The 25,589-nt window shown below is 66.9% G+C and carries 23 protein-coding genes; 15 read left to right on the forward strand and 8 right to left on the reverse strand.

Annotated features, from left to right (window positions below):
- Nucleotides 1-10: 10 nt before the first annotated feature.
- Both qcrC and ctaE read right to left on the reverse strand, forming a co-directional pair.
- Nucleotides 11-814: a cytochrome bc1 complex diheme cytochrome c subunit gene (qcrC, locus tag AC2D10_RS00885; protein WP_484709903.1), complete on the reverse strand. Its 804-nt coding sequence runs from the start codon at nucleotides 812-814 to the stop codon at nucleotides 11-13.
- A gap of 20 nt (nucleotides 815-834) precedes the next feature.
- Nucleotides 835-1,485 (reverse strand): aa3-type cytochrome oxidase subunit III, encoded by a 651-nt coding sequence (gene ctaE / locus AC2D10_RS00890; protein ID WP_484711780.1) that lies wholly within the window; start codon nucleotides 1,483-1,485, stop codon nucleotides 835-837.
- Nucleotides 1,486-1,678: 193 nt separating this feature from the next.
- Between ctaE and trpD the strand changes: the two genes are divergently transcribed.
- Nucleotides 1,679-2,743, forward strand: a complete 1,065-nt coding sequence (gene trpD, locus AC2D10_RS00895; RefSeq protein ID WP_484709904.1) for an anthranilate phosphoribosyltransferase — start codon at nucleotides 1,679-1,681, stop codon at nucleotides 2,741-2,743.
- Nucleotides 2,744-2,751: 8 nt separating this feature from the next.
- The gene (locus AC2D10_RS00900) at nucleotides 2,752-3,738 is read left to right on the forward strand and encodes a PHP domain-containing protein (protein WP_484709905.1); all 987 of its coding nucleotides are present in this window, start codon (nucleotides 2,752-2,754) and stop codon (nucleotides 3,736-3,738) included.
- A gap of 7 nt (nucleotides 3,739-3,745) precedes the next feature.
- Here AC2D10_RS00900 and AC2D10_RS00905 read toward each other — a convergent pair whose 3' ends face one another.
- From AC2D10_RS00905 to AC2D10_RS00925, 5 genes are all read right to left on the reverse strand, one after another.
- Nucleotides 3,746-4,675 carry a 5'-3' exonuclease gene (locus AC2D10_RS00905; protein WP_484709906.1) on the reverse strand — a complete coding sequence of 310 codons (930 nt, stop codon included), beginning with the start codon at nucleotides 4,673-4,675 and terminating at the stop codon, nucleotides 3,746-3,748.
- Between the two features lie 56 nt (nucleotides 4,676-4,731).
- Nucleotides 4,732-5,547: a hypothetical protein gene (locus tag AC2D10_RS00910; protein ID WP_484709907.1), complete on the reverse strand. Its 816-nt coding sequence runs from the start codon at nucleotides 5,545-5,547 to the stop codon at nucleotides 4,732-4,734.
- Nucleotides 5,541-6,050: a hypothetical protein gene (locus AC2D10_RS00915; RefSeq protein ID WP_484709908.1), complete on the reverse strand. Its 510-nt coding sequence runs from the start codon at nucleotides 6,048-6,050 to the stop codon at nucleotides 5,541-5,543. The genes AC2D10_RS00910 and AC2D10_RS00915 overlap by 7 nt, the downstream gene beginning before the upstream one ends.
- Nucleotides 6,051-6,135: 85 nt before the next feature.
- The gene (locus AC2D10_RS00920) at nucleotides 6,136-6,648 is read right to left on the reverse strand and encodes a hypothetical protein (protein ID WP_484709909.1); all 513 of its coding nucleotides are present in this window, start codon (nucleotides 6,646-6,648) and stop codon (nucleotides 6,136-6,138) included.
- A gap of 311 nt (nucleotides 6,649-6,959) precedes the next feature.
- Nucleotides 6,960-7,484, reverse strand: a complete 525-nt coding sequence (locus tag AC2D10_RS00925) for a hypothetical protein (RefSeq protein WP_484709910.1) — start codon at nucleotides 7,482-7,484, stop codon at nucleotides 6,960-6,962.
- A gap of 234 nt (nucleotides 7,485-7,718) precedes the next feature.
- On the opposite strand from AC2D10_RS00925, the gene rpsA reads away from it, so the two are divergent.
- The 10 genes from rpsA to uvrB all read left to right on the forward strand — a co-directional run bounded on the left by rpsA (nucleotide 7,719) and on the right by uvrB (nucleotide 19,930).
- Nucleotides 7,719-9,182 (forward strand): 30S ribosomal protein S1, encoded by a 1,464-nt coding sequence (gene rpsA / locus AC2D10_RS00930; RefSeq protein WP_484709911.1) that lies wholly within the window; start codon nucleotides 7,719-7,721, stop codon nucleotides 9,180-9,182.
- Nucleotides 9,183-9,313: 131 nt separating this feature from the next.
- Nucleotides 9,314-10,168, forward strand: a complete 855-nt coding sequence (locus tag AC2D10_RS00935; protein WP_484709912.1) for an ABC transporter ATP-binding protein — start codon at nucleotides 9,314-9,316, stop codon at nucleotides 10,166-10,168.
- The gene (locus AC2D10_RS00940; RefSeq protein WP_484709913.1) at nucleotides 10,165-11,211 is read left to right on the forward strand and encodes an aliphatic sulfonate ABC transporter substrate-binding protein; all 1,047 of its coding nucleotides are present in this window, start codon (nucleotides 10,165-10,167) and stop codon (nucleotides 11,209-11,211) included. The genes AC2D10_RS00935 and AC2D10_RS00940 overlap by 4 nt, the downstream gene beginning before the upstream one ends.
- Entirely contained in the window at nucleotides 11,208-12,068 is an 861-nt protein-coding gene (locus AC2D10_RS00945; RefSeq protein ID WP_484709914.1) for an ABC transporter permease, read from the forward strand. Before AC2D10_RS00940 ends, AC2D10_RS00945 begins: the two co-directional genes overlap by 4 nt.
- Nucleotide 12,069: 1 nt before the next feature.
- Entirely contained in the window at nucleotides 12,070-14,070 is a 2,001-nt protein-coding gene (gene acs / locus AC2D10_RS00950) for an acetate--CoA ligase (protein WP_484709915.1), read from the forward strand.
- The gene (locus AC2D10_RS00955; RefSeq protein WP_484709916.1) at nucleotides 14,067-15,371 is read left to right on the forward strand and encodes an O-acetylhomoserine aminocarboxypropyltransferase/cysteine synthase family protein; all 1,305 of its coding nucleotides are present in this window, start codon (nucleotides 14,067-14,069) and stop codon (nucleotides 15,369-15,371) included. The genes acs and AC2D10_RS00955 overlap by 4 nt, the downstream gene beginning before the upstream one ends.
- Entirely contained in the window at nucleotides 15,368-15,955 is a 588-nt protein-coding gene (locus AC2D10_RS00960) for a CoA-binding protein (RefSeq protein ID WP_484709917.1), read from the forward strand. Before AC2D10_RS00955 ends, AC2D10_RS00960 begins: the two co-directional genes overlap by 4 nt.
- Nucleotides 15,956-15,986: 31 nt before the next feature.
- The gene (coaE, locus tag AC2D10_RS00965; RefSeq protein WP_484709918.1) at nucleotides 15,987-16,586 is read left to right on the forward strand and encodes a dephospho-CoA kinase; all 600 of its coding nucleotides are present in this window, start codon (nucleotides 15,987-15,989) and stop codon (nucleotides 16,584-16,586) included.
- Nucleotides 16,583-17,803, forward strand: a complete 1,221-nt coding sequence (locus AC2D10_RS00970) for an MFS transporter (RefSeq protein ID WP_484709919.1) — start codon at nucleotides 16,583-16,585, stop codon at nucleotides 17,801-17,803. The genes coaE and AC2D10_RS00970 overlap by 4 nt, the downstream gene beginning before the upstream one ends.
- A gap of 48 nt (nucleotides 17,804-17,851) precedes the next feature.
- Nucleotides 17,852-19,930: an excinuclease ABC subunit UvrB gene (uvrB, locus tag AC2D10_RS00975; RefSeq protein WP_484709920.1), complete on the forward strand. Its 2,079-nt coding sequence runs from the start codon at nucleotides 17,852-17,854 to the stop codon at nucleotides 19,928-19,930.
- 39 nt (nucleotides 19,931-19,969) lie between these two features.
- Here the strand turns inward: uvrB and AC2D10_RS00980 are convergent, their stop codons facing one another.
- Nucleotides 19,970-20,212: a hypothetical protein gene (locus AC2D10_RS00980; protein ID WP_484709921.1), complete on the reverse strand. Its 243-nt coding sequence runs from the start codon at nucleotides 20,210-20,212 to the stop codon at nucleotides 19,970-19,972.
- Between the two features lie 44 nt (nucleotides 20,213-20,256).
- Here AC2D10_RS00980 and AC2D10_RS00985 point away from each other — a divergent pair, with 44 nt between their 5' ends.
- The 3 genes from AC2D10_RS00985 to uvrC are packed head-to-tail and all read left to right on the forward strand — an operon-like array spanning nucleotide 20,257 to nucleotide 25,570.
- Complete coding sequence (locus AC2D10_RS00985) at nucleotides 20,257-20,703, forward strand: MarR family winged helix-turn-helix transcriptional regulator (RefSeq protein WP_484709922.1); 447 nt, start codon at nucleotides 20,257-20,259, stop codon at nucleotides 20,701-20,703.
- A gap of 56 nt (nucleotides 20,704-20,759) precedes the next feature.
- Nucleotides 20,760-23,648 carry an excinuclease ABC subunit UvrA gene (uvrA, locus tag AC2D10_RS00990; RefSeq protein WP_484709923.1) on the forward strand — a complete coding sequence of 963 codons (2,889 nt, stop codon included), beginning with the start codon at nucleotides 20,760-20,762 and terminating at the stop codon, nucleotides 23,646-23,648.
- On the forward strand, nucleotides 23,648-25,570 hold the full coding sequence (gene uvrC / locus AC2D10_RS00995) for an excinuclease ABC subunit UvrC (protein WP_484709924.1): 1,923 nt from the start codon (nucleotides 23,648-23,650) through the stop codon (nucleotides 25,568-25,570). The genes uvrA and uvrC overlap by 1 nt, the downstream gene beginning before the upstream one ends.
- The last annotated feature ends 19 nt before the right edge of the window (nucleotides 25,571-25,589 follow it).

Below are 25,589 nucleotides of genomic sequence, written 5' to 3' on the forward strand. Positions count from 1 at the left end.
TGAATAAGCGTCAGTTGGACTTCGCCGTGATCCACACGGTGATGGCGACCAGGGCGCCGATACCGAAGATCCACGCGAAGAGGCCCTCGGACACGGGTCCGAGTGAGCCGAGTGAGAAGCCGCCGGGCTGCACGGACTGCTGCTGGTAGAGGAGCGCGGAGATGATGTCTCGCTTGTCCTCGTCAGACAGGTTCATGTCGCCGAAGACCGGCATGTTCTGGGGGCCGGTCACCATCGCCGCGTAGATGTGCAGGGCGCTGGTCTCGGTGATGGCCGGAGCGTACTTGCCCTCGGTGAGGGCTCCACCGGCCGCGGCGACGTTGTGGCACATGGCGCAGTTCACGCGGAACAGCTCAGCACCGTGCGAGACGTCGCCCTTGCCGTCGAGAAGGCGGTCTGACGGGAAGGTCGGGCCGGGAGCCTCGGACTGCACGAAGGCGGAGATCGCGAGGATCTGCTCCTCGGTGAACTGCGGCTCCTTCTGCGGCGCCTGCGGCCCCTGCATCTGCAGCGGCATGCGTCCCGTCGACATCTGGAACTCGGTGGCGAGCTCGCCGACGCCGTACAGGCTGGGACCGTTGGGCGTTCCCTGCAGGTCGAGCCCGTGGCAAGTGGCGCAATTCGCCGAGAACAGCTTCTCGCCGTCCTCGACCGTCAGCTGCGATGAGACCGCGGTCTGGGTGTCGGTCGCAGCGAATGCGGCCGACGTGCCGGCGTACACGGCGCCGGTGATCATGAGTCCTGCTCCGATCAGCGCAGCCGCGGCCAGGGGGCTGCGACGACCGTTGGAACGGCGCTTCTTCTCTCGTGCCATCTCGGGGATCAGCTCCGCTCTTATTTCAGGAAGTAGATGACGGCGAACAGGACGATCCAGACCACGTCGACGAAGTGCCAGTAGTACGACACGACGATCGAGGAGGTGGCTTCCTTGTGCCGGAAGTTCTTGACGGCGTACGCGCGTCCGATCACGAGAAGGAAGGCGATGAGCCCGCCGGTCACGTGCAGGGCGTGGAAGCCCGTGGTGATGTAGAAGGCCGAGGCGTACGAGTCAGCGCTGATCGGGAGTCCCTCCGCGACGAGCTGCGCGTACTCCCAGACCTGGCCCGACACGAAGATCGCGCCGAGGGCGAAGGTGAGGAAGAACCACTCGACCATGCCCCAGCCGAAGAGGCGACGGCGTCCGGCGCCGTTCTTCTGGCCCTTGCCGATCTTGTAGGCCTGCAGGTCCTCCGCCGCGAAGACACCCATCTGGCAGGTGAACGAGGAGAGCACCAGGATCGCGGTGTTCACGAGCGCGAACGGAACGTTCAGCAGCTCGCTTCGGTCGGCCCACAGCTCGGGAGAGGTGCTGCGGAGGGTGAAGTAGATCGCGAAGAGACCAGCGAAGAACATCACCTCGCTGCCGAGCCACACGATGGTGCCGACAGCTACCGGGTTGGGCCGCTTGATGGTTCTCGCCGCCGGGGCATACGTCGCTGAGGTCATCACCCTTCCATTATGGCCGATCCCAGGGCATGATCGTCGCATCGGGGACCCTGTTTTGAGCCCCGCCCACTTAGGTGAACCTAAGAAGTCACTGCGAATCGTCGGTGAATCCGCGGGAAACGGCGGGTGCCCGGCCAGCGGTCACACGTCAGCAACGATCTGCACGTTTTCTCGCGCCGATATGATCGCTCACATGGCTGATTCCCTGACCTGGTCCGACGTGCTCACCTCGCTTCTCGAGCGCCGCGATCTCAGTGTGTGGGAGTCGACGTGGGCCATGCGCCAGATCATGCGCGGCGATGTCACCGAAGCCCAGCTCGGCGGCTTCCTCGTCGCACTGAGGGCGAAGGGCGAGACGATCGACGAGATCGTCGGCTTCCGCGACGCCATCCTCGAAGCAGCTGTCCCTCTCCCTGTTTCTCCTGACGTGCTGGACATCGTCGGCACCGGGGGCGACCGGGTCGGCACCGTGAACGTCTCGACCACTGCTGCCGTCATCATCGGCGCGACCGGAATCCCCGTGGTCAAACACGGCAATCGGGCGGCGAGTTCGGCGTCCGGATCGTCGGACGTGCTCGGCGCGCTCGGGTTGGAACTCTCGCTGAACCCCGAGCACGTGGCATCCATCCTCGATCGCACCGGCATCACCTTCGCCTGGGCGGGGGCGTTCCACCCCGGGTTCAAGCATGCGGGCAAGGTCCGCGCGGAGTTGGGGGTACCGACCGTGTTCAACATGCTGGGCCCGCTCTGTAACCCCGCGCGCGCCGAGGCCAACGCCGTCGGCGTCGCGCAGTTGGAGCGAGTGCCGCTCATCACGGGGGTGTTCCGTACTCGCGGTGCGACGGCACTGGTGTTCCGCGGCGACGACGGCCTGGACGAGCTCACCACCACCGGACACAGCCGGATCTGGGAGGTCACGCGCGGTGACATCCACGAGCATGACCTGGACCCCCGCGACCTCGGCATCCCGCTCGCGGACCTCGCGGACCTCATCGGCGGGCCGCCGGAACACAACGCGGACATTCTCCGTCGGACGCTCCAGGGTGAGCGTGGCGCCGTGCGTGACATCGTGCTGCTGAACGCCGCGGCCGGGATCGTCGCGTACGAGCTCTCGCAGGACGCGACTCAGGTGCAGCGCCCCATCCTCGAGCGGCTGCGGGCGGCACTCGCCACCGCGACGGCCGCGATCGATGACGGCCGTGCCGCCGCGAAGCTCGATCAGTGGATCGGCGTCAGCCGCGAACTGGCCTCTGCGTAGGACACATCATGGATGCCGTCGCAGCCCTGCTCGAGATCGCGTCTCTGCTGGAGCGCGAGCGCGCGTCGCGCTATCGGGCCAAGGCCTTCCGGCAGGCGGCCGCAACGCTCGAGTCCCTGCCCGACGACGTGCAGCGGGACCCCACCCGTCTTCGGGCGAGTCCCGGCATCGGCGACAAGACGTTCGCCGTGATCCGTCAGGCGCAGGACGGACAGGTGCCGGACTACCTCGTCGAACTGCGCGGCGATGTCGAGCCCGAGAAGGTGTCGGAGCTGCGGACCAAGCTGCGAGGCGATCTGCACGCGCACACCGACTGGTCGGATGGGACGACGTCGATCCCGGTGATGGCCGCGGCGGCGCGCGCGCAGGGGCATGAGTATCAGGCGATCACGGATCACTCGCCGCGTCTGCGCGTGGCGCGCGGGCTCTCGGCTGAGAGGTTGCGGGAGCAGATGCCCCTCGTGCGAGCGGAGTCGGGCGACGGATTCACGCTGCTCGCCGGGATCGAGGTCGACATCCTCGAGGACGGCGCTCTGGATCAGGACCCTGACCTCCTCGGTGAACTCGACGTGGTCGTGGCCTCTGTGCATTCCAAACTGCGCATGGATGCGCGAGCGATGACCTCGCGCATGATCGCGGCGGTCTCGCATCCGCGCGTCAACGTGCTCGGACACTGCACCGGTCGCCTCGTGCAAGGGGAACGAGGCACACGTCCGCAGTCTCAGTTCGATGCGGCCGCAGTGTTCGCTGCCTGCGCGGACAACGGCGTCGCCGTCGAGATCAACTCGCGGCCGGAGCGCCAGGATCCGCCCGACGAGCTCATCGAGATCGCGCTCGATGCAGGATGCTTGTTCTCGATCGACTCCGACGCCCATGCGCCGGGCCAACTCTCGCTGCTCGACCATGGGGCGGAACGGGCCGAGAGGCTCGGCGTCCCCGCGGCGCGCATCGTGACCACGTGGGGTCTGGAGCGGCTGCTCGCCTGGACGGAGTGAGCCCAGCTCAGCCCACGATCGCCGACACCGCTGCGATCGCGCGGGTCATGGAACCGCCGAGGTTCCACTTCTCGGCGAGAGCGTCGGCAGCATCCTGCTCGGCAGGGTCGAGTGCCCGAAGCGGCGTGCCGGGGGCGGCGATCGGCAGCGACGTGGCGACGGCGACGACGGTCGGCGCGACATCGAGGTAATCGGCTGCGGCGAGCACCTTCGCCCCGACGCCGGCGCTCATGCCTTCGCCGGCCGCCGCGGCGGCGCGGATGCTCTCGAGATCGCCGTGCGCCTGGAGAAGCGTGGCGGCGGTCTTGTCGCCGACTCCCGACACTCCGGGCAGACCGTCGGACGCATCGCCCCTCATGGTGGCGAAGTCCACGTACTGCGAGGGCAGCACTCCGTACTTCGCGACGATGGTCGTATCGGTCACGATCTCGAGGTTGCTCATGCCGCGGGCGGTATAGATGACGCGGACGTCACGGGCATCATCGATGAGCTGGAACAGATCGCGGTCGCCCGTGACGATGTCGACCGGCATGTCGGCGTGCGTCGCGAGCGTGCCGATCACGTCGTCGGCCTCATGTTCTGCGACCCCGATGATCGGGATGCCGATGGCGGCGAGAGACTCGCGGATGAGCGGGATCTGCGCCTCCAGAGGATCAGGCACCTCCTCGACATCAGGACCGGCGGGCACCACCTCCACCACGCGGTGCGCTTTGTAGCTCGGGATCAGGTCGACGCGCCACTGCGGGCGCCAGTCGTCGTCCCAGCATGCGATGACATGCGTCGGCTTGTAGAGCGTGACGAGCTTGGCGATGATGTCGAGCAGCCCGCGGGCGGCGTTGACGGAGGTTCCGTCTGGCGCCTTCACCTTGTCAGGTACGCCGTAGAAGGCTCGGAAGTACAGGCTGGCGGTGTCGAGCAGCATCAGACGATCGGTCACGACCACAGTCTGGCACGGAGGTACGACGCCGGTCGGTGGATCGCTGCGGCCGGCGCTCAGCATCCCGGTGCGGCGGGGTTTTCGGTGCAGGTGTGGGCGACGAGTGCGGTGCGGGCTTGGAAGATGCGGATCTGTTGGGTGGGGCCGGGGGTGGTGAGTTCTCCCGGGACGGTGAACCAGCCGGTGCCGAGGTCGACTTCCGCTGTGTAGCGGACGGTGACGTCGGCGATGTGGGTGCCACGGGCACGGTAGACGTGGGAAGTGGCTGTCGGGGTGAATTGGGGTTGGCCGAGCGATGCCCAGGTGCGGCCTCCCGTGGTGAGGGTGCTGGTGGTGCCGTCGCCGTAGTGGAAGTCATATCCGGAGGGTGTGAAGCGGACCGTCACTGGTGTCCCGAATAGGGTTCCCGTCTGCGTGTGAGTGGTTGCGTTCGCGACGAAGTTCGCTGGCATGCCCGCGATGCCGACGTTCCCGGGTTCCGCGATCGGCTGCGCAGGCGCGGGAGAGAACGTCGCCAGGTCCGCGATCGTGATCGTGGGAGTGCCCTCGGGCTGCGTGGAGGCGGCGGGTGGTTCAGTCGGCTTCGAACGAAAGCAACTGCGGTTCGCATCTCGGTGTTTGAGGCATTTCTCAAGCTCCACGTTGCGCGGTGCGGGTCCTGGTTCCGAGTCGGAGTTCGGTGAATCTGGTTGCGGATCCGATGAGTCGCTCGTGCCCGGGGTCGTGCGCTCACCGCCGATTTCTAGAGACGCCCCATCATTCGACGAGCATGCACCGGCCTTGATCGCGGCTATCGAGCAGACCTCTGTGGTTATCGGCTGTAGTAGCACAGAAGCGAGCACAAGCGCGATGGCAACGATGCGCGTCAACATGGCTGTACCGACGCTGGGCTGGACCCAGAGATAAGCAATCCGTCATCGGTGGAGGTGAAGACCACCTCTAAGTTCCAACGGCTGGGGCGATCCGGCGGAGTCTTATCGGCTCCGGCAGCATCCAGAACGCGCACTTGAGATACGTCCACGCAGACAGCCGCGACGACGATCCTGGATGACGAATCCAAGTCCGCACTCACGCCGGAGAAGTAATCGACGACGCTGGTGCCGTCAAGTCTCAGGCCGCGCTCTTCCAGATCACGAGTGGTTTCCAGTTCGTCGTCAAGCGCTGGACCTATCAGGAGTGCCAAGGCATCACCGCCGGCGTTGCCTGCGTCGTTGTATGCGCGGTAGGTCTGCTCCGCGGCGGCGAATGCCTCGTCTTCCGTGGCGAAGGCCGGTGTCGGACTGGGCGTCGGTGCAGGAGTGGGGGAGCACCCGGTGAGCGCTGCGGCGGCCGCGAGGGCGAGCACGATCAGGAGTGAGGGGCTGTGGCGTGTCATCCGGTCACGGTAGTCAGGTGTGGGTCTGAGGGTTTGGAGTTATCCACAGCTTGAGCGGTGCTGGTGTCTTGGTGTGTGTGCATCGTCAGCATCCGGGTGCGGTGGGCTTTTCGGTGCAGGTGTGTGCGACGAGTGCGGTGTGGGCTTGGAAGATGCGGATCTGTTGGGTGGGGCCGGGAGTGGTGAGTTCTCCGGGGACGGTGAACCAGCCGGTGCCAAGGTCGACTTCGGCCGTGTAGTGGACGGTGACTTCAGCCGTGTAAGTGCCGCGGGCACGGTAGACGTGGCTGGTCGCCGTCGGGGTGAATTGGGGTTGACCGAGCGCTGCCCAGGTGCGGCCTCCCGTGGTGAGGGTGCTGGTGCTGCCGTCGCCGTAGTGGAAGTCGTATCCGGCGGGAGTGAAGCGGACAGTCACTGGTGTCCCGAATAGGGTTCCGGTCTGCGTGTGGGTGGTTGCGTTCGCGACGAAGTTCGCTGGCATGCCCGCGATGCCGACGTTCCCGGGTTCCGCGACCGGCTGCACAGGCGCGGGAGAGAACGTCGCCAGGTCCGCGATCGTGATCGCGGGCGTTCCCTCGGGCGGTTCGACCGGCGGCACCGCACTTCTCCGCACCCGTTCCTGCGCACACCGCATCACCCCTCGACGGCTGCAATGGGTTTGGCTGAGCCCGTCCTTGATCTCCTCCGCGCTGTACCTCGTTTCGGAACGCGCGTCAGCTTGGGTGCTCTTCTCGGACTGACGCCCCGAAGAGGCCCCGGGGGCCGAAGCCTCCTCGCGTTCTCCTCCGATCGAAAGGGAGGCCCCGTCGCTCGTTACGCAACCTCCCGCGGACGCCAAGCTGGATTCGCAGTGCCCCGCTGAGGCGGAGACGGCAGAAAGCAGACTCGCAGCGACAACCAATGCACGAATCAACATGCGAGCTCATCCTTCGTCGTGGACTCGGAAATCAGAAAACGCTGCTCGGAGGTGACCAATGAAACCGAGAGTGCAATGCGCGGCACTCGCTGGGCGGGTGTGACATCGTCGCCGTCGCCATCGAGAACTCGCGTGTTGCTCACATCTAGGCATACCGAGAGCGCCGCTGAGGCGGTCTTGGACTTCACAGAGACCGAGTCCAGGGTGAGGTTCGCGATCACTCCATCTCCCGCGACGGTCAGTCCTTGCGCTTTGAACGCCTGCCTCGTTTCGGTGTCCCCCTCGAGAGCTGGACCGATGAGGTAGTCGCGCGGCGATGCTGTGCTCTTTCCGACTCGCTCTGCGTTAACTGCGTCGTTGTATGCACGGTAGGTCTTCTCCGCGGCGGCGAACGCCTCATTCTCCGAAGCGAAGGCAGGAATCGGGCTCGGCGTCGGTGCAGGAATGGGGGAGCACCCGGTGAGCGCTGCGACCGCGAGGGCGAGCACGACCAGGGGTGAGAAGCTGCGGCTTGTCATCCGGTCACGGTAGCCAGAGCCGCCCGACTGCCGCCGGACTTATCCACAGGGTGCTCGGCGTCGACACGATGCCCACCGGCATCCGATCTTCTGATAATCTTGAGCGTCACTCGTGGCGTGCACTTGCATGCGCGGGTGAAGTGCAATCCAATCCATTTGCTGAGCAGCATATTTTCGGTCGTGCGCGGCCGTTGCTTCTCGCCTGAGATCCATCCAACAAGGACAACCCACTACATGACTACCGCAACGACCGCCCCGGCCACCAAGCAGGTCGCCATCAACGACATCGGATCTGCTGAGGACTTCCTGGCCGCGGTCGAGAAGACCCTGAAGTTCTTCAACGACGGCGACATCATCGAAGGAACGATCGTCAAGATCGACCGCGATGAGGTCCTGCTTGATGTCGGATACAAGACCGAGGGTGTCATCCCCTCGCGCGAGCTTTCGATCAAGCACGACGTCGACCCGAACGAGGTCGTCGCTGTCGGCGACCTGGTCGAGGCCCTCGTTCTCCAGAAGGAGGACAAGGAAGGCCGTCTGATCCTCTCCAAGAAGCGTGCTCAGTACGAGCGTGCTTGGGGAGACGTCGAGAAGATCAAGGAGAACGACGGCGTCGTCACCGGTACGGTCATCGAGGTCGTCAAGGGTGGACTCATCGTCGACATCGGCCTCCGTGGCTTCCTCCCGGCCTCGCTCATCGAGCTGCGCCGCGTCCGCGACCTCACGCCGTACCTCGGTCAGGAGATCGAGGCCAAGATCCTCGAGCTCGACAAGAACCGCAACAACGTCGTCCTGAGCCGCCGCGCGCTGCTCGAGCAGACGCAGTCGGAGTCGCGCACCACGTTCCTGAACAACCTGCACAAGGGTCAGGTCCGCAAGGGTGTCGTGTCGTCGATCGTCAACTTCGGTGCATTCGTCGACCTGGGCGGCGTGGACGGCCTCGTGCACGTCTCCGAGCTGTCCTGGAAGCACATCGAGCACGCCTCCGAGGTCGTCGAGGTTGGCCAGGAAGTCACCGTCGAGATCCTCGAGGTCGACCTCGACCGCGAGCGCGTCTCCCTGTCGCTGAAGGCGACGCAGGAGGACCCGTGGCAGGTCTTCGCCCGTACCCACGCGATCGGTCAGGTCACGCCGGGTAAGGTCACCAAGCTCGTTCCGTTCGGTGCGTTCGTTCGCGTTGCAGACGGCATCGAGGGCCTCGTCCACATCTCCGAGCTCTCCAGCAAGCACGTCGAGCTGGCCGAGCAGGTCGTCTCCGTCGGTGAAGAGGTGTTCGTCAAGGTCATCGACATCGACCTGGAGCGTCGCCGCATCTCGCTGTCGCTCAAGCAGGCCAACGAGTCGGTCGACCCCAACGGCACCGAGTTCGACCCGGCCCTCTACGGCATGGTCGCCGAGTACGACGACAACGGCGAGTACAAGTACCCGGAGGGCTTCGACGCCGAGACCGGTGCGTGGAAGGAAGGATTCGACACGCAGCGCGAGGCTTGGGAGCAGGAGTACGCAGCAGCTCAGGCTCGCTGGGAGGCTCACAAGGCTCAGGTCACCAAGGCCGCCGAGGCAGAAGCAGCAGCTGGCGAGGACTTCGGCGCCGGCACCGGCCAGGCGTTCTCCAGCGAGTCCACCGGTGCGGGCACGCTGGCTGACGACGAGGCACTCGCGGCTCTCCGCGAGAAGCTGTCGGGCGGCAACGCTTAAGCATCACGCTCAGGAACGGGTCGTCACTTTCGGGTGGCGGCCCGTTTCGCGTTTCAGCCCGTCATTCGGTTCCGTGACCGAACATTACGACCGCATTCGTCACATTTCTCCCGCTCGGTCAGCATGGGGGTATGACCTCCCTGCTCAACCCCCCTCGCTCAGCGAGCGCATCGGGGACCCAGGGAGTTGCGCAGTCCGTGCACCTGGACGGCATTCAGCGCTCGTTCCCTGTCTCGCAGGGCACACGAGAGGTGCTCCGCGGCATCGACGTCGAGATCGCTGCGGGCGAGATCGTCGCGATCGTCGGACCCTCCGGATGCGGGAAGTCCACACTCCTGCGGTTGGTCGGCGGTCTGGATGCCCCGACGGGAGGCAGCATCCGCCTGGATGGCACGGGCGTGGCTGACGTCGACGAGCGCACCGCCATCGCGTTCCAGGAACCGCGGCTCCTACCGTGGCGCACGCTCGCGCAGAACGTCGAACTCGGGCTTCCGCGGCGCACGCCGCGTCGTGAAGGCCGCGCACGTGTGGAGGAACTCCTCCAGCTGGTCGGACTCGAGCACGCTGCCGGTCAGCGCCCTCGCGAAGTCTCCGGCGGCATGGCCCAACGCGCCTCGCTCGCCCGCGCGCTCGCACGCAACCCCGGTGTGCTGCTGCTCGACGAGCCGTTCGGAGCGCTGGACGCGCTCACGCGCCTACGCATGCACGACCTGCTTCTGGAGATCCACGCTGCAGAGCCCACCACGATCCTCCTCGTGACGCACGACGTCGAAGAGGCGCTCTACCTCGCCGATCGCGTGCTGCTGCTGCGGACGCTCGGCACCGACTCCGCCTCGGACGCGCCCTCCATCGCGCGCACGGTCGCCGTTCCCGGCATCCGTCCCCGCGATCGCGCGGACCGCGCCCTCGCCGATCTCCGCGCCGAGCTCCTTGAGGGGCTCGGGGTCGACACCCACCACCGCACATCCACCGAGGAGCCCCGATGAGCACCATCACCCGCCGAATCATCCCCGCGATCGCGATCGCCGGGACGATGATGCTCGTCGCCACCGGCTGCGTCGCCGGAGAGAACGCCGGCTCCGCCGCTCCGGAGAGCACGGGATCACCGGAGTCGGGCGAATGGTCGTCCGACACGCTCTCGATCGACTTCGCGACGTACAACCCGCTGAGCCTCGTGATCCGCGACCAGGGGATCCTCGAGGACATTCTCGGCGACGACGTCACGGTCGAGTGGGTGCAGTCCGCCGGCTCCAACAAGGCCAACGAGCTGCTGCGCTCGGGCTCCGTAGACGTCGGCTCGACGGCCGGTTCGGCGGCGCTGCTGGCCCGCGCGAACGGCTCCCCCATCCAGGTCATCGACATCTACTCGCAGCCGGAGTGGTCGGCGATCGTCGTCGGCCCCGACAGCGACATCACCTCGGTCGAAGACCTCAAGGGCAAGTCGATCGCCGCCACCAAGGGAACCGACCCGTACTTCTTCCTGCTGCAGGCGCTCGAGGAGGGCGGGCTCTCGCTCGCTGACGTCGAGGTGCAGAACCTGCAGCACGCCGACGGGCGTGCCGCGCTCGACGGGGGATCCGTGCAGGCGTGGGCCGGACTCGACCCGATCATGGCGGCGGCCGAGGCGGAGTCAGGCGACAAGCTCATCTACCGCAACGTCGACTTCAACACCTACGGATTCCTCAACGCCACCGAAGACTTCATCACCAACCACCCCGACCTCGCGCAGGCCGTCGTCGACGCGTACGAGCAGGCACGCGAGTGGGCTCTGGAGAACCCGGACGAGACCGCCGCGCTTCTGGCGGAGGTCGCCGGCATCGACATCGCCGTCGCGACGACAGTGATCGAGGAGCGCTCGAACCTCGACGTGAGCGGGGTCCCCGGGGACGCCCAGATCGCCGTGCTCGAGAAGATCGCACCGGTGCTCGCCGAATCCGGCGACGTGCAGGGCGGCAGGGAGAAGGTCGACGAGGCGCTCGACTCGATCGTGAACTCGACGTTCGCCGAGAAGGCGGTCGGCGGCGAGTGACCGAGCTCGACCAGCGAGTGATCGTTCCCGCGGACTCGCGGGACGCTCTCGACTTCGCAAAAGGCATCCGGCGGCGTCCGGACGTCGGCGCTCGTCGTGGCTGGAACCGCTCGAGCGTGCGGATCGGTCTCGGGCTGCTGCTTCCGGTCACGATCCTCGCCGCTTGGCAGTTCGTCACATCCGCGGGGCTCGTGGAGCCGTATCGGCTGCCGGCTCCGGCATCGGTCTTCCTGGCCGGTGTCGAGCTCGCCGAGACCGGTCAGCTCTGGACTCACATCGCGATCTCGGTGCAGCGCGTGCTGCTGGGCTTCGCGATCGGCTCGGTCATCGGCCTTGCGGCTGCCGGCCTCGTCGGACTCTCGCGTCTCGGCGACGTGCTGCTGAGTCCGACGCTTGCTGCCGTACGTGCGGTGCCGTCACTCGCGTGGGTGCCGCTGCTGATCCTGTGGATGCAGATCGGTGAGGAATCCAAGATCACCCTGATCGCGATCGGTGCGTTCTTCCCGGTGTACACGACGGTCGCATCGGCGCTTCGGCATGTGGATCCGCACCTGGTCGAGGCCGGACGATCATTCAGCCTGCACGGCTGGTCGCTGTTCCGCACGGTGCAGCTGCCGGCAGTCGTCCCGTCGGTCGTGTCGGGACTGCGCCTCGCGCTCGCGCAAGCCTGGCTGTTCCTCGTCGCCGCGGAACTGATCGCCTCGTCTATGGGACTCGGTTTCCTGCTGACCGATTCGCAGAGCAACGGTCGCGTCGACCGCATCCTGCTGTCGATCGTGCTGCTCGCCCTTCTGGGCACCATCACCAATGGCATCCTCGCCCTGGTGGAGAAGTACCTGCTGCGGCGCTGGACCTGACATGACCGAAGCACGACTGCACGAACAACGCGTCTTTCCGGCACCGCCCGACTTCGCCGCTCAGGCGAACGTCGACGCCGAGATCTACGCACGAGCCGCCGCTGACCCCATCGCATTCTGGGAAGACGCCGCCCGCCGGCTGGACTGGGTCGAGCCCTGGCACACCGCTCACGAGTGGGACCCGCCCACGGAAAGTGCCGTTCCGGCGGCGCGCTGGTTCGTCGGTGGCACGCTCAACGTGGCCGCGAACTGTGTCGACCGCCACGTCGACGCCGGCCGGGGCGAGAAGGTCGCCCTGCACTTCGAAGGCGAGCCGGGCGATCGGCTGTCGGTCACCTACGCCGATCTGCAGCGACGTGTCGCGCAGGCCGCGAACGGTCTCCTCGCCCTCGGCATCGGCCCCGGTGATCGAGTGGTGATCTACCTTCCGGTGCTGGTGGAGACGATCGTCGTGACTCTCGCCTGTGCCCGTATCGGTGCGGTGCACTCGCTCGTGTTCGGTGGCTTCTCGGCCGAGGCGGTGCGCTTTCGGCTCGAAGACACCGGTGCGAAGCTCCTCGTCACCAGCGACGGGCAGTACCGTCGAGGTACGGCGACCGAGGTGAAGTCGACCGCCGATGTCGCGGCCGCGGGCCTGCCCGATCTGGAGCACGTGCTGGTGCTGCGCCGGACCGGACACGACGTGCCCTGGACCGAAGGGCGGGACGTGTGGTGGCACGACGTCGTCGACACGGCATCACCGGAGCACACCGCTGAGGCCTTCGACGCGGAGCATCCGCTCTTCATCATCTACACCTCCGGCACGACCGGGAAGCCGAAGGGCCTCGTCCACACGTCGGGTGGATATCTCACCCACGCGAGCTGGGCCCACTGGGCACATTTCGATGCGAAGCCGGACGACGTGCACTGGTGCACAGCCGATCTCGCCTGGGTGACCGCGCACACGTATGAGATCTATGGTCCGCTGTCGAATGGTCTGACCCAGGTCATCTACGAGGGCACACCCGACAGTCCTCATCGTGAACGGCACCTCGAGATAATCGAGCGCTACGGCGTGACGGTCTACTACACGGCGCCGACGCTGATCCGCACATTCATGACGTGGTTCGGTGGCGAGCTTCCTGCCGGTCACGATCTGTCGACGCTGCGCCTGCTGGGCACGGTTGGCGAGGCCATCAACCCCGAGGCATGGGTCTGGTTCCGCCGCAACTTCGGTCGAGGTGAGCTGCCGATCGTCGACACGTGGTGGCAGTCGGAGACCGGCGCCGCGATGATCGCCCCGCTCCCGGGAGTCACCACGCTCAAGCCAGGATCGGCGACCGTCCCGCTGCCCGGCATCGACATCGCCGTGGTCGATGAAGAGGGCCGCGAGGTCGCTCCGGGGCGTTCTGGGACCCTGGTCGTCAGGCGCCCGTGGCCGGGAATGGCGCGCACGGTGTGGGGGAATCCCACGCGCTACCGCGACGCCTACTGGTCGACCTACGCAGGTCACGGGGAGTTCGGCGGGTTCTACGTCGCGGGCGACGGCGCGACGCGCGACGCCGACGGATACATCTGGATCCTCGGCCGGCTCGACGACGTCGTGAACGTCTCGGGACACCGCCTGTCGACGATCGAGATCGAGTCGGCGCTGGTCGCTCACGAGACCGTCGGCGAAGCCGGATCCGCCGGAGTCTCGGACCCCCTGACCGGGCAGGCCGTGGTCGCCTTCGTCACGCCGTCGGGGCACTCGGACGTGACGATCTCGGATCTCCGGGCTCAGGTCGCACACGCGATCGGACCGGTCGCGAAGCCGAAGCACATCGTGGTCGTCCCCGACCTGCCGAAGACGCGGTCGGGCAAGATCATGCGCCGACTGCTCGCCCAGCTCTGGGAAGCGGAGCAGGATCGGCGCTCCGGCCGTGAGCCGCAGCCGCTCGGAGACACCACCTCATTGCAGAATCCCTGGGCCGTCGATGACATCGCCGACGTGCTCGCCGCCGCCGAGACGAGGACATCATGACGGAAGAACATCGCTTCGGATTCCGCACCAGAGCGCTGCACGCCGGGGGCACTCCGGATGCCGCGACCGGTGCACGCGCCGTGCCGATCTACCAGACCACCTCGTTCGTCTTCGAAGATGCGGCGGATGCGGGAAACCTCTTCGCACTGCAGAAGTACGGCAACATCTACTCCCGCATCGGCAACCCGACGGTCGCCGCGTTGGAGGAGCGCCTCGCGTCACTCGAGGGTGGGATCGGTGCTGTGGCGACGGCCTCAGGAATGAGCGCCGAGTTCATCACGTTCGCGGCGCTCGTCGGCGCGGGCGACCATGTCGTCGCCGCGGCCCAGCTCTATGGCGGCACGGTGACGCAGCTCGATGTGACGTTGCGGCGCTTCGGCGTCGAGACCACGTTCGTCGCCTCGACCGATCCGGTGGACTACGCGGCGGCGATCCGGCCGGAGACGAAGGTCGTCTACGTCGAGATGATCGGCAACCCCTCCGGTGAGATCGCCGACATCGAGGGCCTGGCCGCAGTCGCGCACGATGCCGGGATTCCCCTGGTGGTGGATGCGACGCTCGCGACGCCGTACCTCGCGCGTCCGCTCGAGCACGGTGCCGACATCGTCATCCATTCGGTGACGAAGTTCCTGGGAGGTCACGGGACGACCCTCGGCGGCATCGTCATCGAGAAGGGCACGTTCGACTGGGGCAACGGCAAGTTCCCCCAGATGACCGAACCGGTCGAGTCGTACGGCGGCATCAAGTGGTGGGACAACTTCGGCGAGTACGGGTTCCTCACCAAGCTGCGCTCCGAGCAGCTGCGCGACATCGGTCCTGCCCTCAGCCCGCAGTCGGCGTTCAACCTGTTGCAGGGCATCGAGACGTTGCCGCAGCGCATCGACGCCCACCTCGCGAACGCCCGTCTGGTCGCCGACTGGCTCGCGTCCGATCCCCGTGTCGCGTACGTGACCTGGGCGGGTCTGGACGGACATCCGCACCGGGAGCGCGCGGCCAAGTACCTGCCGCTCGGTCCTGGATCGGTGTTCGCCTTCGGTGTCGCCGCTTCCGACGGGCGCGCGGCGGGGGAGTCGCTGATCGAGAATCTGCAGCTCGCCTCGCACCTGGCAAACATCGGGGATGCCCGCACGCTCGTGATCCACCCCGCGTCGACGACGCACCGGCAGTTGACCGAGGCGCAGCTCGCGGCCGCAGGCGTGCGCCCGGACCTGATCCGGATCTCCGTCGGCCTCGAGGACGCGGAAGACATCATCTGGGACCTGGACCAGGCTCTCACCATCGCGACAGGAGCCAGCCGATGACGTCGACAAATGAAGCCGCACCCGACGCCTGCGCTCTGCCCGCGGTGTCGGATGCCGCGGCCTGCGCCCTTCCGGGGGCTGCGGCGTCCGCCCACCCCGCCCGGACGTGGATCGGTCCGAACCAGCAGGAGCGGTTCGCGCTGCTGCGGCGATCGACCTCCGTCGCCATCGTCGGTGCCTCGAACAATCCGGCGCGCGCATCGTTCTTCGTGACGACGTATCTGCTGTCGAGCTCAGCGTACGACGTGTATCTCGTGAACCCGCGCGAGACCGAGATCCTCGGACAGCCCGTGTACGCCTCGTTGGCGGATCTGCCGGTGGTCCCGGACATCGTCGACGTGTTCCGCCGCCACGACGATCTTCCGGGAGTCGCACAGGAGGCGATCGACGTCGGCGCCTCGGCCCTCTGGCTGCAGCTGGGATCGTGGAACGAGGACGCGGCGGCGATCGCCGAGGATGCCGGACTGTCGGTCGTCATGGATCGGTGCATCAAGATCGAGCACGCGCGGTTCCACGGCGGACTGCACCTGGCCGGCTTCGACACGGGGGTCATCAGCTCGCGTCGTCAGCTGCTCGGGCGCTGACCCGGTGAGCGTCGAGTTCTAGACTGGCCGCATGCCCCTCATCGCGCTCACCGGCGGTATCGCGTCCGGGAAATCGACCATCGCCCGGCGTCTGGCGGAGCACGGGGCGGTCATCGTCGACGCCGACCAGATCGTGCGCGATGTGCAGGCCCCCGGGTCCCCGGTGCTCAAGCGCATTGCCGAGACCTTCGGAGCTGACGTCCTGACGCCCGAGGGGGCGCTGGACCGACCGGTTCTCGGCGCGCGGGTGTTCGGTGATCCCGAACTGCTCGCTCAGCTCAACGCCATCGTGCACCCCGCGGTGCGCGCCGAATCGCAGCGACGGTTCGACGCGGCGCTCGGGACCGACGCATCTGCGGTGGTCGTCTACGACGTGCCGCTTCTGGTCGAGGCGCGCGTCGACGATCCGTGGGATCTGATCGTGGTCGCTCACGCGCCCGCCGTCGAGCGTCTGCGGCGTCTCGTCGAGATCCGCGGCATGGCGGAGCGGCAGGCGCAGGAGCGCATCGACGCGCAGGTCTCGGATGAGCAGCGTCTCGCGGTCGCGAACGTGGTGATCGACACTTCCACTGACCTCGACGAGACGCACGCGCAGACCGACGCGCTCTGGGAGCGGATCAGCGGACGGTGACGTTCGAGCCGTTCTCCGGTCACGCCCGCGGGTCGCGGGGGTACCGGCGCCTGATCATCGGCCTGTTCTTCGCGGGAATAGCGACCTTCGCACAGCTCTACGCCACGCAGGCGGTCTTGCCGCAGATCTCTGACGATCTGCAGGTGTCGCCGGCGACGGCGGCACTGAGTGTCTCGGCTGCGACTCTCGGACTCGCCGCCGCAGTGATTCCGTGGTCAGTGGTCGCCGATCGCTTCGGCCGCATTCCGGCGATGACGCTCGGAGTGACCGCGGCGACGGTCCTCGGACTGTGCGCCCCGTTCGCCGCCGACATCCCGCTGCTGCTCATCCTGCGCATCGCGGAAGGGGCGGCCCTGGGGGCGGTGCCGGCGGTGGCGCTGGCGTACCTGAGCGAAGAGGTCGATGCGCGATACACCGCGGCAGCGGCCGGCAGCTATATCGCAGGCACCACCGTGGGCGGGCTGGTCGGACGCATCGTGTCGGGCGTCGGCGGCGAAGTGGCGGGGTGGCGCGTGGGGATGCTCGCGGTCGCGATCGCCTGCGCCGTGGCCGCTGCGCTCTTCGTCTGGCTCACGCCGAAGTCGCGGGGATTCATCCCGGGCCGCTTCAGCGTTGCGGGCTCGCCGGGCATCCGGGCGCGTCTGTTCAGCTCACTGAAGTCGCCCGCGCTCCTGGCGCTGTATGCGCAGGGCTTCCTGCTGATGGGCGCGTTCGTGGCGGTCTACAACTACCTGGGTTTCCATCTGACCGCGGCGCCGTTCCTGCTCCCGGTCTGGATCGTGACGCTTCTCTTCCTCGCGTATCTCGCCGGAACGGTGTCGGCACCCTGGGCCGGTGCCCTGGCGTCGCGGCACGGGCGGCTCCGGGTGCTGATGTGCGCGATCGCCGTCATGGCCGCGGGTGCGCTCTCGATGCTGCTCCCGCAGGTGTGGCTGGTGCTCGCAGGGCTCATCGTGTTCACCGCCGGGTTCTTCGCCGCTCACGCGATCGCCTCGGGATGGGCGCCCGTGGTGTCTGCACCCGAGACGCGTGCGCAGGCGTCGTCGCTCTACTACTTCGGTTACTACGCCGGGTCGAGCCTGTTCGGCTGGCTGCTCGGACTGGTGTTCGGGGGCGCGAACTGGCTGTGGTTCGTGATGCTCATCGTCGCGATGTGTGCGCTGGGGGCGGTGGTGGCGGCTGCGGGGCTGCGGCGGGCGCCTTCCGGGCGAGGGTGAGCGCGGTCGCGCGACCCCGATGTCGGAGGGGACGCCTACGCTGGAAGTATGGAACCCACGCGCAGTGTCCGACCCTTCGAGGTCATCAGCGAGTACGCGCCGGCGGGCGACCAGCCGAAGGCGATCGCCGATCTGACCGCGCGCATCAATGCCGGCGAGACCGATGTGGTGCTGCTCGGCGCCACCGGTACCGGCAAGTCCGCGACGACCGCCTGGCTGGTCGAACAGGTTCAGCGTCCGACTCTGGTGCTGGCGCACAACAAGACCCTCGCCGCGCAGCTCGCCAACGAGTTCCGTGAGCTCATGCCGAACAACGCGGTCGAGTACTTCGTCTCGTACTACGACTACTACCAGCCCGAGGCGTACGTCCCCCAGACCGACACCTTCATCGAGAAGGACTCGTCGATCAACTCAGAGGTGGAGCGGCTCCGGCACTCGACCACCAACTCGCTGCTCAGCCGACGAGACGTGATCGTGGTCTCCACCGTGTCGTGCATCTACGGCCTCGGCGCCCCTGAGGAGTATCTGCGCGCGATGGTCGCGCTGCAGGTGGGGGAGCGCTACGACCGCGACGCGTTGATCCGACAGTTCATCGCGATGCAGTACAACCGGAACGACGTGGACTTCTCGCGCGGCAACTTCCGCGTGCGCGGCGACACGATCGAGATCATCCCGGTGTACGAAGAGAACGCGATCCGCATCGAGCTCTTCGGAGACGAGATCGAGGCGCTGTACTACCTGCACCCGCTCACCGGCGAGATCATCGAGAAGCTCGACTCGGTGCCGATCTTCCCCGCCTCTCACTACGTGGCGGGCACCGACGTGATCCAGCGCTCCATCGGCACGATCGAACACGAGCTCGAACAGCGCCTGGGGGAGTTCGAGCGCCAGGGCAAGCTTCTCGAGGCGCAGCGCCTCCGCATGCGCACGTCCTTCGACCTCGAGATGATGCAGCAGCTCGGCTTCTGCTCGGGCATCGAGAACTACTCGCGTCACATGGACGGCCGCATGCCGGGCGAGCCGCCGCACACACTGCTGGACTTCTTCCCCGACGACTTCCTGCTCGTGATCGACGAGTCGCACGTGACGGTGCCTCAGATCGGCGCCATGTACGAGGGCGACGCGTCGCGCAAGCGCACGCTGGTCGACCACGGGTTCCGACTGCCCAGCGCCATGGACAACCGCCCGCTGCGATGGGACGAGTTCAAGAACCGGGTCGGTCAGACCGTCTATCTCTCGGCTACCCCTGGAAAGTACGAGATGGGCATCGCCGACGGCATCGTGGAGCAGATCATCCGCCCCACGGGCCTCGTCGACCCGCAGATCGTGGTCAAGCCGTCGAAGGGTCAGATCGACGACCTGCTCGAGGAGATCCGTCTGCGTGTCCAGCGTGAGGAGCGTGTCCTGGTGACCACCCTCACCAAGAAGATGTCCGAGGAGCTCACCGACTTTCTCGGCGAACACGGCGTGCGAGTCAGGTATCTCCATTCCGACGTCGATACGCTCCGCCGCGTCGAGCTGTTGAGTGAGTTGCGCTCCGGCGTCTACGACGTGCTCGTGGGCATCAACCTGCTGCGAGAGGGACTCGATCTCCCGGAGGTCTCACTCGTCGCGATCCTCGATGCCGACAAGGAGGGCTTCCTGCGGTCGGGTACCTCGCTCATCCAGACGATCGGTCGAGCCGCGCGTAACGTCTCGGGCGAAGTGCACATGTACGCCGACAAGATGACCGACTCGATGGCGAAGGCGATCGACGAGACCGACCGGCGACGTGAGAAGCAGGTCGCGTACAACAAGGAGCACGGCATCGACCCGCAGCCGCTCCGCAAGCGCATCGCTGACATCACCGAGGTCTTGGCGCGTGAGGGTGCGGACACCGCCGACATGCTGTCGGGGCGTGGCCGTGCGACAGGCAAGGGCAAGGGCAAGTCCCCGACGCCGAACCTGCGTCGCACGGGTATCGCGGCCGAGGGGGCGCAACAGCTCGAGGCGACGATTCAGGATCTCTCCGACCAGATGCTGGCTGCGGCGGCCGAGCTCAAGTTCGAGCTCGCCGGTCGTCTGCGCGACGAAGTGCAGGACATGAAGAAGGAGTTGCGCGCCATGGAGCGCGCGGGTCACGCCTGAGCTCGTTCCGGTCGCTGGCTCAGGACCGGAACATCAGCCTCACGGGCAGTGCATCAGTGGCTTCGGGCCGGAGCGGTCGATCTCGTGCTGACTCATGGGTGCGCCGCACAGCGGGCACGCGCGTTCCGCTCGCTCCTCCGCGCTGGGTGGCGGAGTCTTCTCATAGGGGCCGACCGACGCGGGCCCCGCGAGGCGGATGAGGTTGGAGTTCACCCACGCGTAGAGGCCTCCGGCTTCGCGAATCCGCGCGCGGAGGGGCGGGCGGTCAGAGTCCTTGGTCATGATGTTTAGTGTACTAATGATTAGACGCCCTGTATAGTTGGCGCGTGACGACCGCATCCGATGATCTTCTGCGTCTGGAGAACCAGCTGTGCTTCGCGCTCGTGACGGCAGCTCGCAACGTCGTGGCGATCTATCGGCCGATCCTCGAACCGCTCGGCCTGACCCACCCGCAGTACCTGGTCATGCTCGCCCTCTGGGAACGGGATCCCCGGACCCTCAACGACCTCGCCGCCGAACTGGCGCTGGAACCCGCATCGGCCTCGCCTCTGGTGAAGCGGCTCGAGTCCGAAGGGCTCGTCGCGCGACAGCGCAGCAGCGAAGACGAACGTCGGCTCGACATCACTCTGACCCCTGCGGGCCGCGAACTCCGTGCCAGCGCACTCGACGTGCCGCGACAGGTGATGGCGGCGGTGGGCATGGACGTCGACCAGATCTCCGCTCTCCGAGACGGCCTGGGGCCGTTCGTCGGACGCCGCGCTAACGCCGACTGATCCTTCTCACAGCTGCCCGCGGCCCCAATGTCCGTGGCCCCTCGTAGACTTGTCCGGTGCCAATCGTCCCCGTCTCCGCGCCCGGAAAACTCAGTGTCCGCGGTGCCCGCGTTCACAACCTCAAGAACGTCGACATCGACATTCCCCGCGACTCGCTGGTCGTGTTCACCGGTCTCTCCGGTTCGGGCAAGTCGAGCCTCGCGTTCGACACGATCTTCGCCGAGGGGCAGCGCCGCTACGTCGAGTCGCTCAGCGCCTACGCGCGCCAGTTCCTCGGACAGGTCGATCGACCCGACGTCGACTTCATCGAAGGACTGAGCCCGGCGGTCTCGATCGATCAGAAGTCGACGAACCGCAACCCGCGCTCGACCGTCGGCACCATCACCGAGATCTACGACTACATGCGTCTGCTCTGGGCGCGCATCGGCGTCCCGCACTGCCCGCAGTGCGGCGAGCGGATCCAGCGCCAGACGGTCCAGCAGATCGCCGACCAGCTGATGGAACTCCCCGAGCGGACGCGCTATCAGATCGTCGCGCCGATCGTCTCGCAGAAGAAGGGCGAGTTCGTCGACCTCTTCCGCGAGCTCGGCGCCAAGGGCTACTCGCGTGCGATCGTCGACGGCGATCTGGTGCAGCTCGCCGAGCCGCCCACACTCAAGAAGAGCTACAAGCACGACATCGCGGTCGTCGTCGACCGTCTGGTCGCCGCTGACGACATCCTGGGTCGTGTCACCGACTCCGTCGAGACCGCGCTCGGTCTCGCCGGCGGCGTGGTGCAGGTCAATTTCGTCGACGGCGAAGGAGACGACGCCTGGCAGACCTTCTCCGAGAAGCTGGCGTGCCCCAACGGGCACCCGCTGTCGCTGACCGAGATCGAGCCGCGCACGTTCTCGTTCAACGCACCGTTCGGAGCCTGCCCCGCCTGTTCCGGGCTCGGCACGCGCATGTCCGTCGACGTCGATCTGATGCTGGGCGACCAGGATCTCTCGATCCGCGAAGGCGTCATCATCCCGTGGACGACCCAGGGCAAGGGACTGTTCCAGTACTACGAGCGCCTCCTCGAGGGGCTCTCTCGCGACCTCGACTTCTCTCTCGACACCCCGTGGCGCGACCTGCACTCCGATGTGCAGGACGCCGTTCTCCGCGGCGAGAACTACAAGGTGACGGTCAAGTGGAAGAACCGCTACGGCCGCGAGATGCGTTACGCCTCGGGGTTCGAGGGCGTGGTGCCCTATATCGAGCGTCAGTACCTGCAGGCCGAGTCCGACACCCAGCGTGGACGCTGGGGCGAATACCTCCGCGAGGTCCCCTGCCCCGTCTGCAACGGCGATCGGCTCAAGCCCGAGGTTCTGGCCGTGCAGGTCCACGGACACTCGATCGCCGCGGTCTCGCACCTGAGCCTGGTCGATGCGCGTGACTTCATGGAGACGCTGCGTCTGACGGACCGCGAGGCGCAGATCGCGGCACAGGTTCTCCGTGAGATCCGGCTTCGCCTCGACTTCCTGCTGCAGGTCGGCCTGTCGTACCTCAACCTCAGCCGCTCGGCAGGATCCCTCTCGGGCGGTGAGGCACAGCGTATCCGCCTCGCCACGCAGATCGGCTCGGGCCTCACCGGAGTGCTGTACGTGCTCGACGAGCCGTCGATCGGCCTGCACCAGCGCGACAACCGTCGCCTCATCGAGACCCTTCTGACGCTGCGCGATCTGGGCAACACCCTGATCGTCGTCGAGCACGATGAAGAGACCATCGAAGCGGCCGACTGGGTGGTCGACATCGGCCCCGGCGCCGGCGTCAACGGCGGCGAGGTCGTGCACTCGGGTCCGTATGACGCGCTGCTCAAGGACAGCGCGTCGATGACGGGTCAGTATCTCTCCGGGCGTCGCGCGATCCCGATGCCGGCGAAGCGTCGCAAGGTCGACCGCAAGCGGCTTCTCAGCGTGGTCGGTGCGCGCGCCAACAACCTGCAGAACGTCACGGCCGACTTCCCGCTGGGCGTGCTCACGGCAGTCACCGGCGTCAGCGGATCGGGCAAGTCGACGCTCGTGAACGACATCCTCTACCAGGTGCTCGCCTCGCGGCTCAACGGCGCACGCACCGTTCCGGGCAAGCACACCCGCGTGACCGGCCTCGACAACCTCGACAAGGTCGTGCACGTCGATCAGGCGCCGATCGGCCGCACACCGCGCTCGAACCCGGCCACGTACACGGGCGTGTTCGACCGCATCCGCTCGCTGTTCAGCGACACCCCCGAAGCGAAGGTGCGTGGCTACCAGCCCGGTCGCTTCAGCTTCAACGTCAAGGGCGGACGCTGCGAGGCATGCTCCGGCGACGGCACGATCAAGATCGAGATGAACTTCCTCCCCGACGTCTACGTCGACTGCGAGGTCTGCCACGGCAAGCGCTACAACCGCGACACTCTCGCCGTGCACTACAAGGGCAAGAACATCGCCGAAGTACTCGAGATGCCGATCGAAGAGGCCGCCGATTTCTTCGAGCCGATCCAGGCGATCCACCGCTACATGAAGACGCTCGTCGACGTCGGGCTCGGGTACGTGCGTCTCGGCCAGTCCGCGACGACTCTCTCCGGGGGAGAAGCGCAGCGCGTCAAGCTCGCCACCGAGCTCCAGCGTCGCAGCAACGGCCGCAGCATCTACGTGCTCGACGAGCCCACCACGGGTCTGCACTTCGAAGACGTGCGCAAGCTGCTCGAAGTGCTGAACGGACTCGTCGACAAGGGAAACACCGTGATCGTCATCGAGCACAACCTCGACGTGATCAAGTCGGCGGACTGGGTCATCGACCTGGGCCCCGAGGGCGGCTCCGGCGGTGGGCAGATCATCGCGACGGGCACCCCGGAGCAGATCGCGCGCACGGAGGCGAGCCACACGGGTCAGTTCCTCGCGGAGATCCTCGGCGAAGGGCGCTCTGCGCGGAAGGCGAGCTGATGGCCGACGCGCTCGCCTACAAGCCGCGCGCCGGAGAGATCCCGACCAACCCGGGCGTGTATCGGTTCCGGGATGCCTCGGGGCGTGTGCTGTACGTCGGCAAGGCGAAGAACCTCCGCCAGCGTCTGTCGAACTACTTCGCTCCACTGCGCACGCTGCACGAGCGCACGCGTCGCATGGTGACGACGGCCGCATCCGTGGAGTGGACGGTCGTTCCCACCGACGTCGACTCGCTCCAGCTGGAGTACATGTGGATCAAGGAGTTCGATCCGCCCTTCAACGTCCGCTACCGCGACGACAAGTCCTACCCGTTCATGGCCGTCACCCTCGGCGACGAGGCTCCCCGCGTGATCGTGACCCGCAACCACAAGATCCCGGGCGCGCGCTACTTCGGTCCGTACCCCAAGGTCTGGGCGGTGCACGAGACCATCGACCTGATGGTGAAGGCGTTCCCGATCCGGACCTGCAGTGACGCGAGCTACAAGCGGGCGATGCAGACGGGCCGCCCCTGCTTCCCCGGTCAGATCGGCAAGTGCGGCGGTCCGTGCTCGATGACGGTCACGATCGACGAGCATCGGGCCATGGTGAACGATTTCGTCGCATTCATGGCCGGCGGCGACGAGCGGTTCACCCGCGAGCTCACCACGCGGATGAATGCCGCGTCCGCGGCCATGGACTACGAGGCCGCGGCGAAGTACCGCGACAAGCTGAAGGCGATCGAGGCCGTGCTCGGTAAGAGCGCCCTCGTGCTCGCCCCCGACGAAGACGCCGACCTGTTCGGCATCGCCGAAGACGAGCTGTCGGCCGCGGTGCAGCACTTCGTGATCCGCGGCGGCCGCGTCCGCGGGGTCCGCGCCATGACCATCGAGAAGGAACTCGACATCACCAGCGCCGAGCTCGTCGATCAGGTGCTTCAGCGCGCCTACGGCGAGGCTCAGGACGTCCCGCGCCGTGTGTTCGTCCCCACGCTGCCCGACGACGCGGTCGAGCTCGAGGAGTGGCTGCGCGAGCGTCGCGGACGCAAGGTCGAGATTGCGGTGGCTCAGCGGGGACAACGCGCCGACCTGATGCGCACGGCCACCCTGAACGCGCAGCAGGCCCTGATCCGCCACAAGACCCGTCGCACCAGCGACTACGTCGCGCGTACCCAGGCCCTCACGGACCTGCAGGATGCATTGGGCATGAGCGAGGCCCCGCTGCGCATCGAGTGCTTCGACATCTCGCATCTCGGCGGCACGAACGTCGTCGCGTCGATGGTCGTCTTCGAAGACGGCCTGCCGCGCAAGGACCAGTACCGGTCGTTCAACATCCCCGAGACCACCGACGACACCGACTCGATGTACCAGGTGCTGCGCCGACGGCTGGCGTACCTCGATCGGCCCGAGCCCGAGCTGATCACCGAGACGATCGAGACGGTCGACTCCCGCGTCGTCGCCGTCACCACCGACGAGACGGTCGAGCCGGCCGCCAAGCGCAAGCCCCGTTTCGCCTACCCGCCGCAGTTGCTGCTGGTCGACGGCGGCAAGCCCCAGGTCGAGGCCGCGGCGCGAGCGCTGAAAGATGCCGGGCACCCCGAGATCGCCGTCTGCGGCATCGCGAAGCGCCTCGAGGAGGTCTGGCTTCCCGGCGACGACTTCCCGGTGATCCTGCCCCGTACCAGCGAATCGCTCTACCTGCTGCAACGGCTGCGCGATGAGGCGCACCGCTTCGCCATCACGCACCAGCGCAAGAAGCGCCGGAACGACATCAGCACCGTGCTGGAGGAGGTTCCCGGGCTCGGTGCCTCGCGCATCAAGGTGCTGCTGAAGCATTTCGGCTCCGTCACTCGGCTGCGCTCGGCGCTACCGGGTGAGATCGAGGAGGTGCCGGGCATCGGTCCGGTCCTCGCCCAGAACATCCACGCGCATCTCTCCACTCGGTAGGCTGGGGTCAGAGGGGGAG

The sequence above is a fragment of the Microbacterium sp. PI-SA-G genome, from assembly GCF_057215335.1.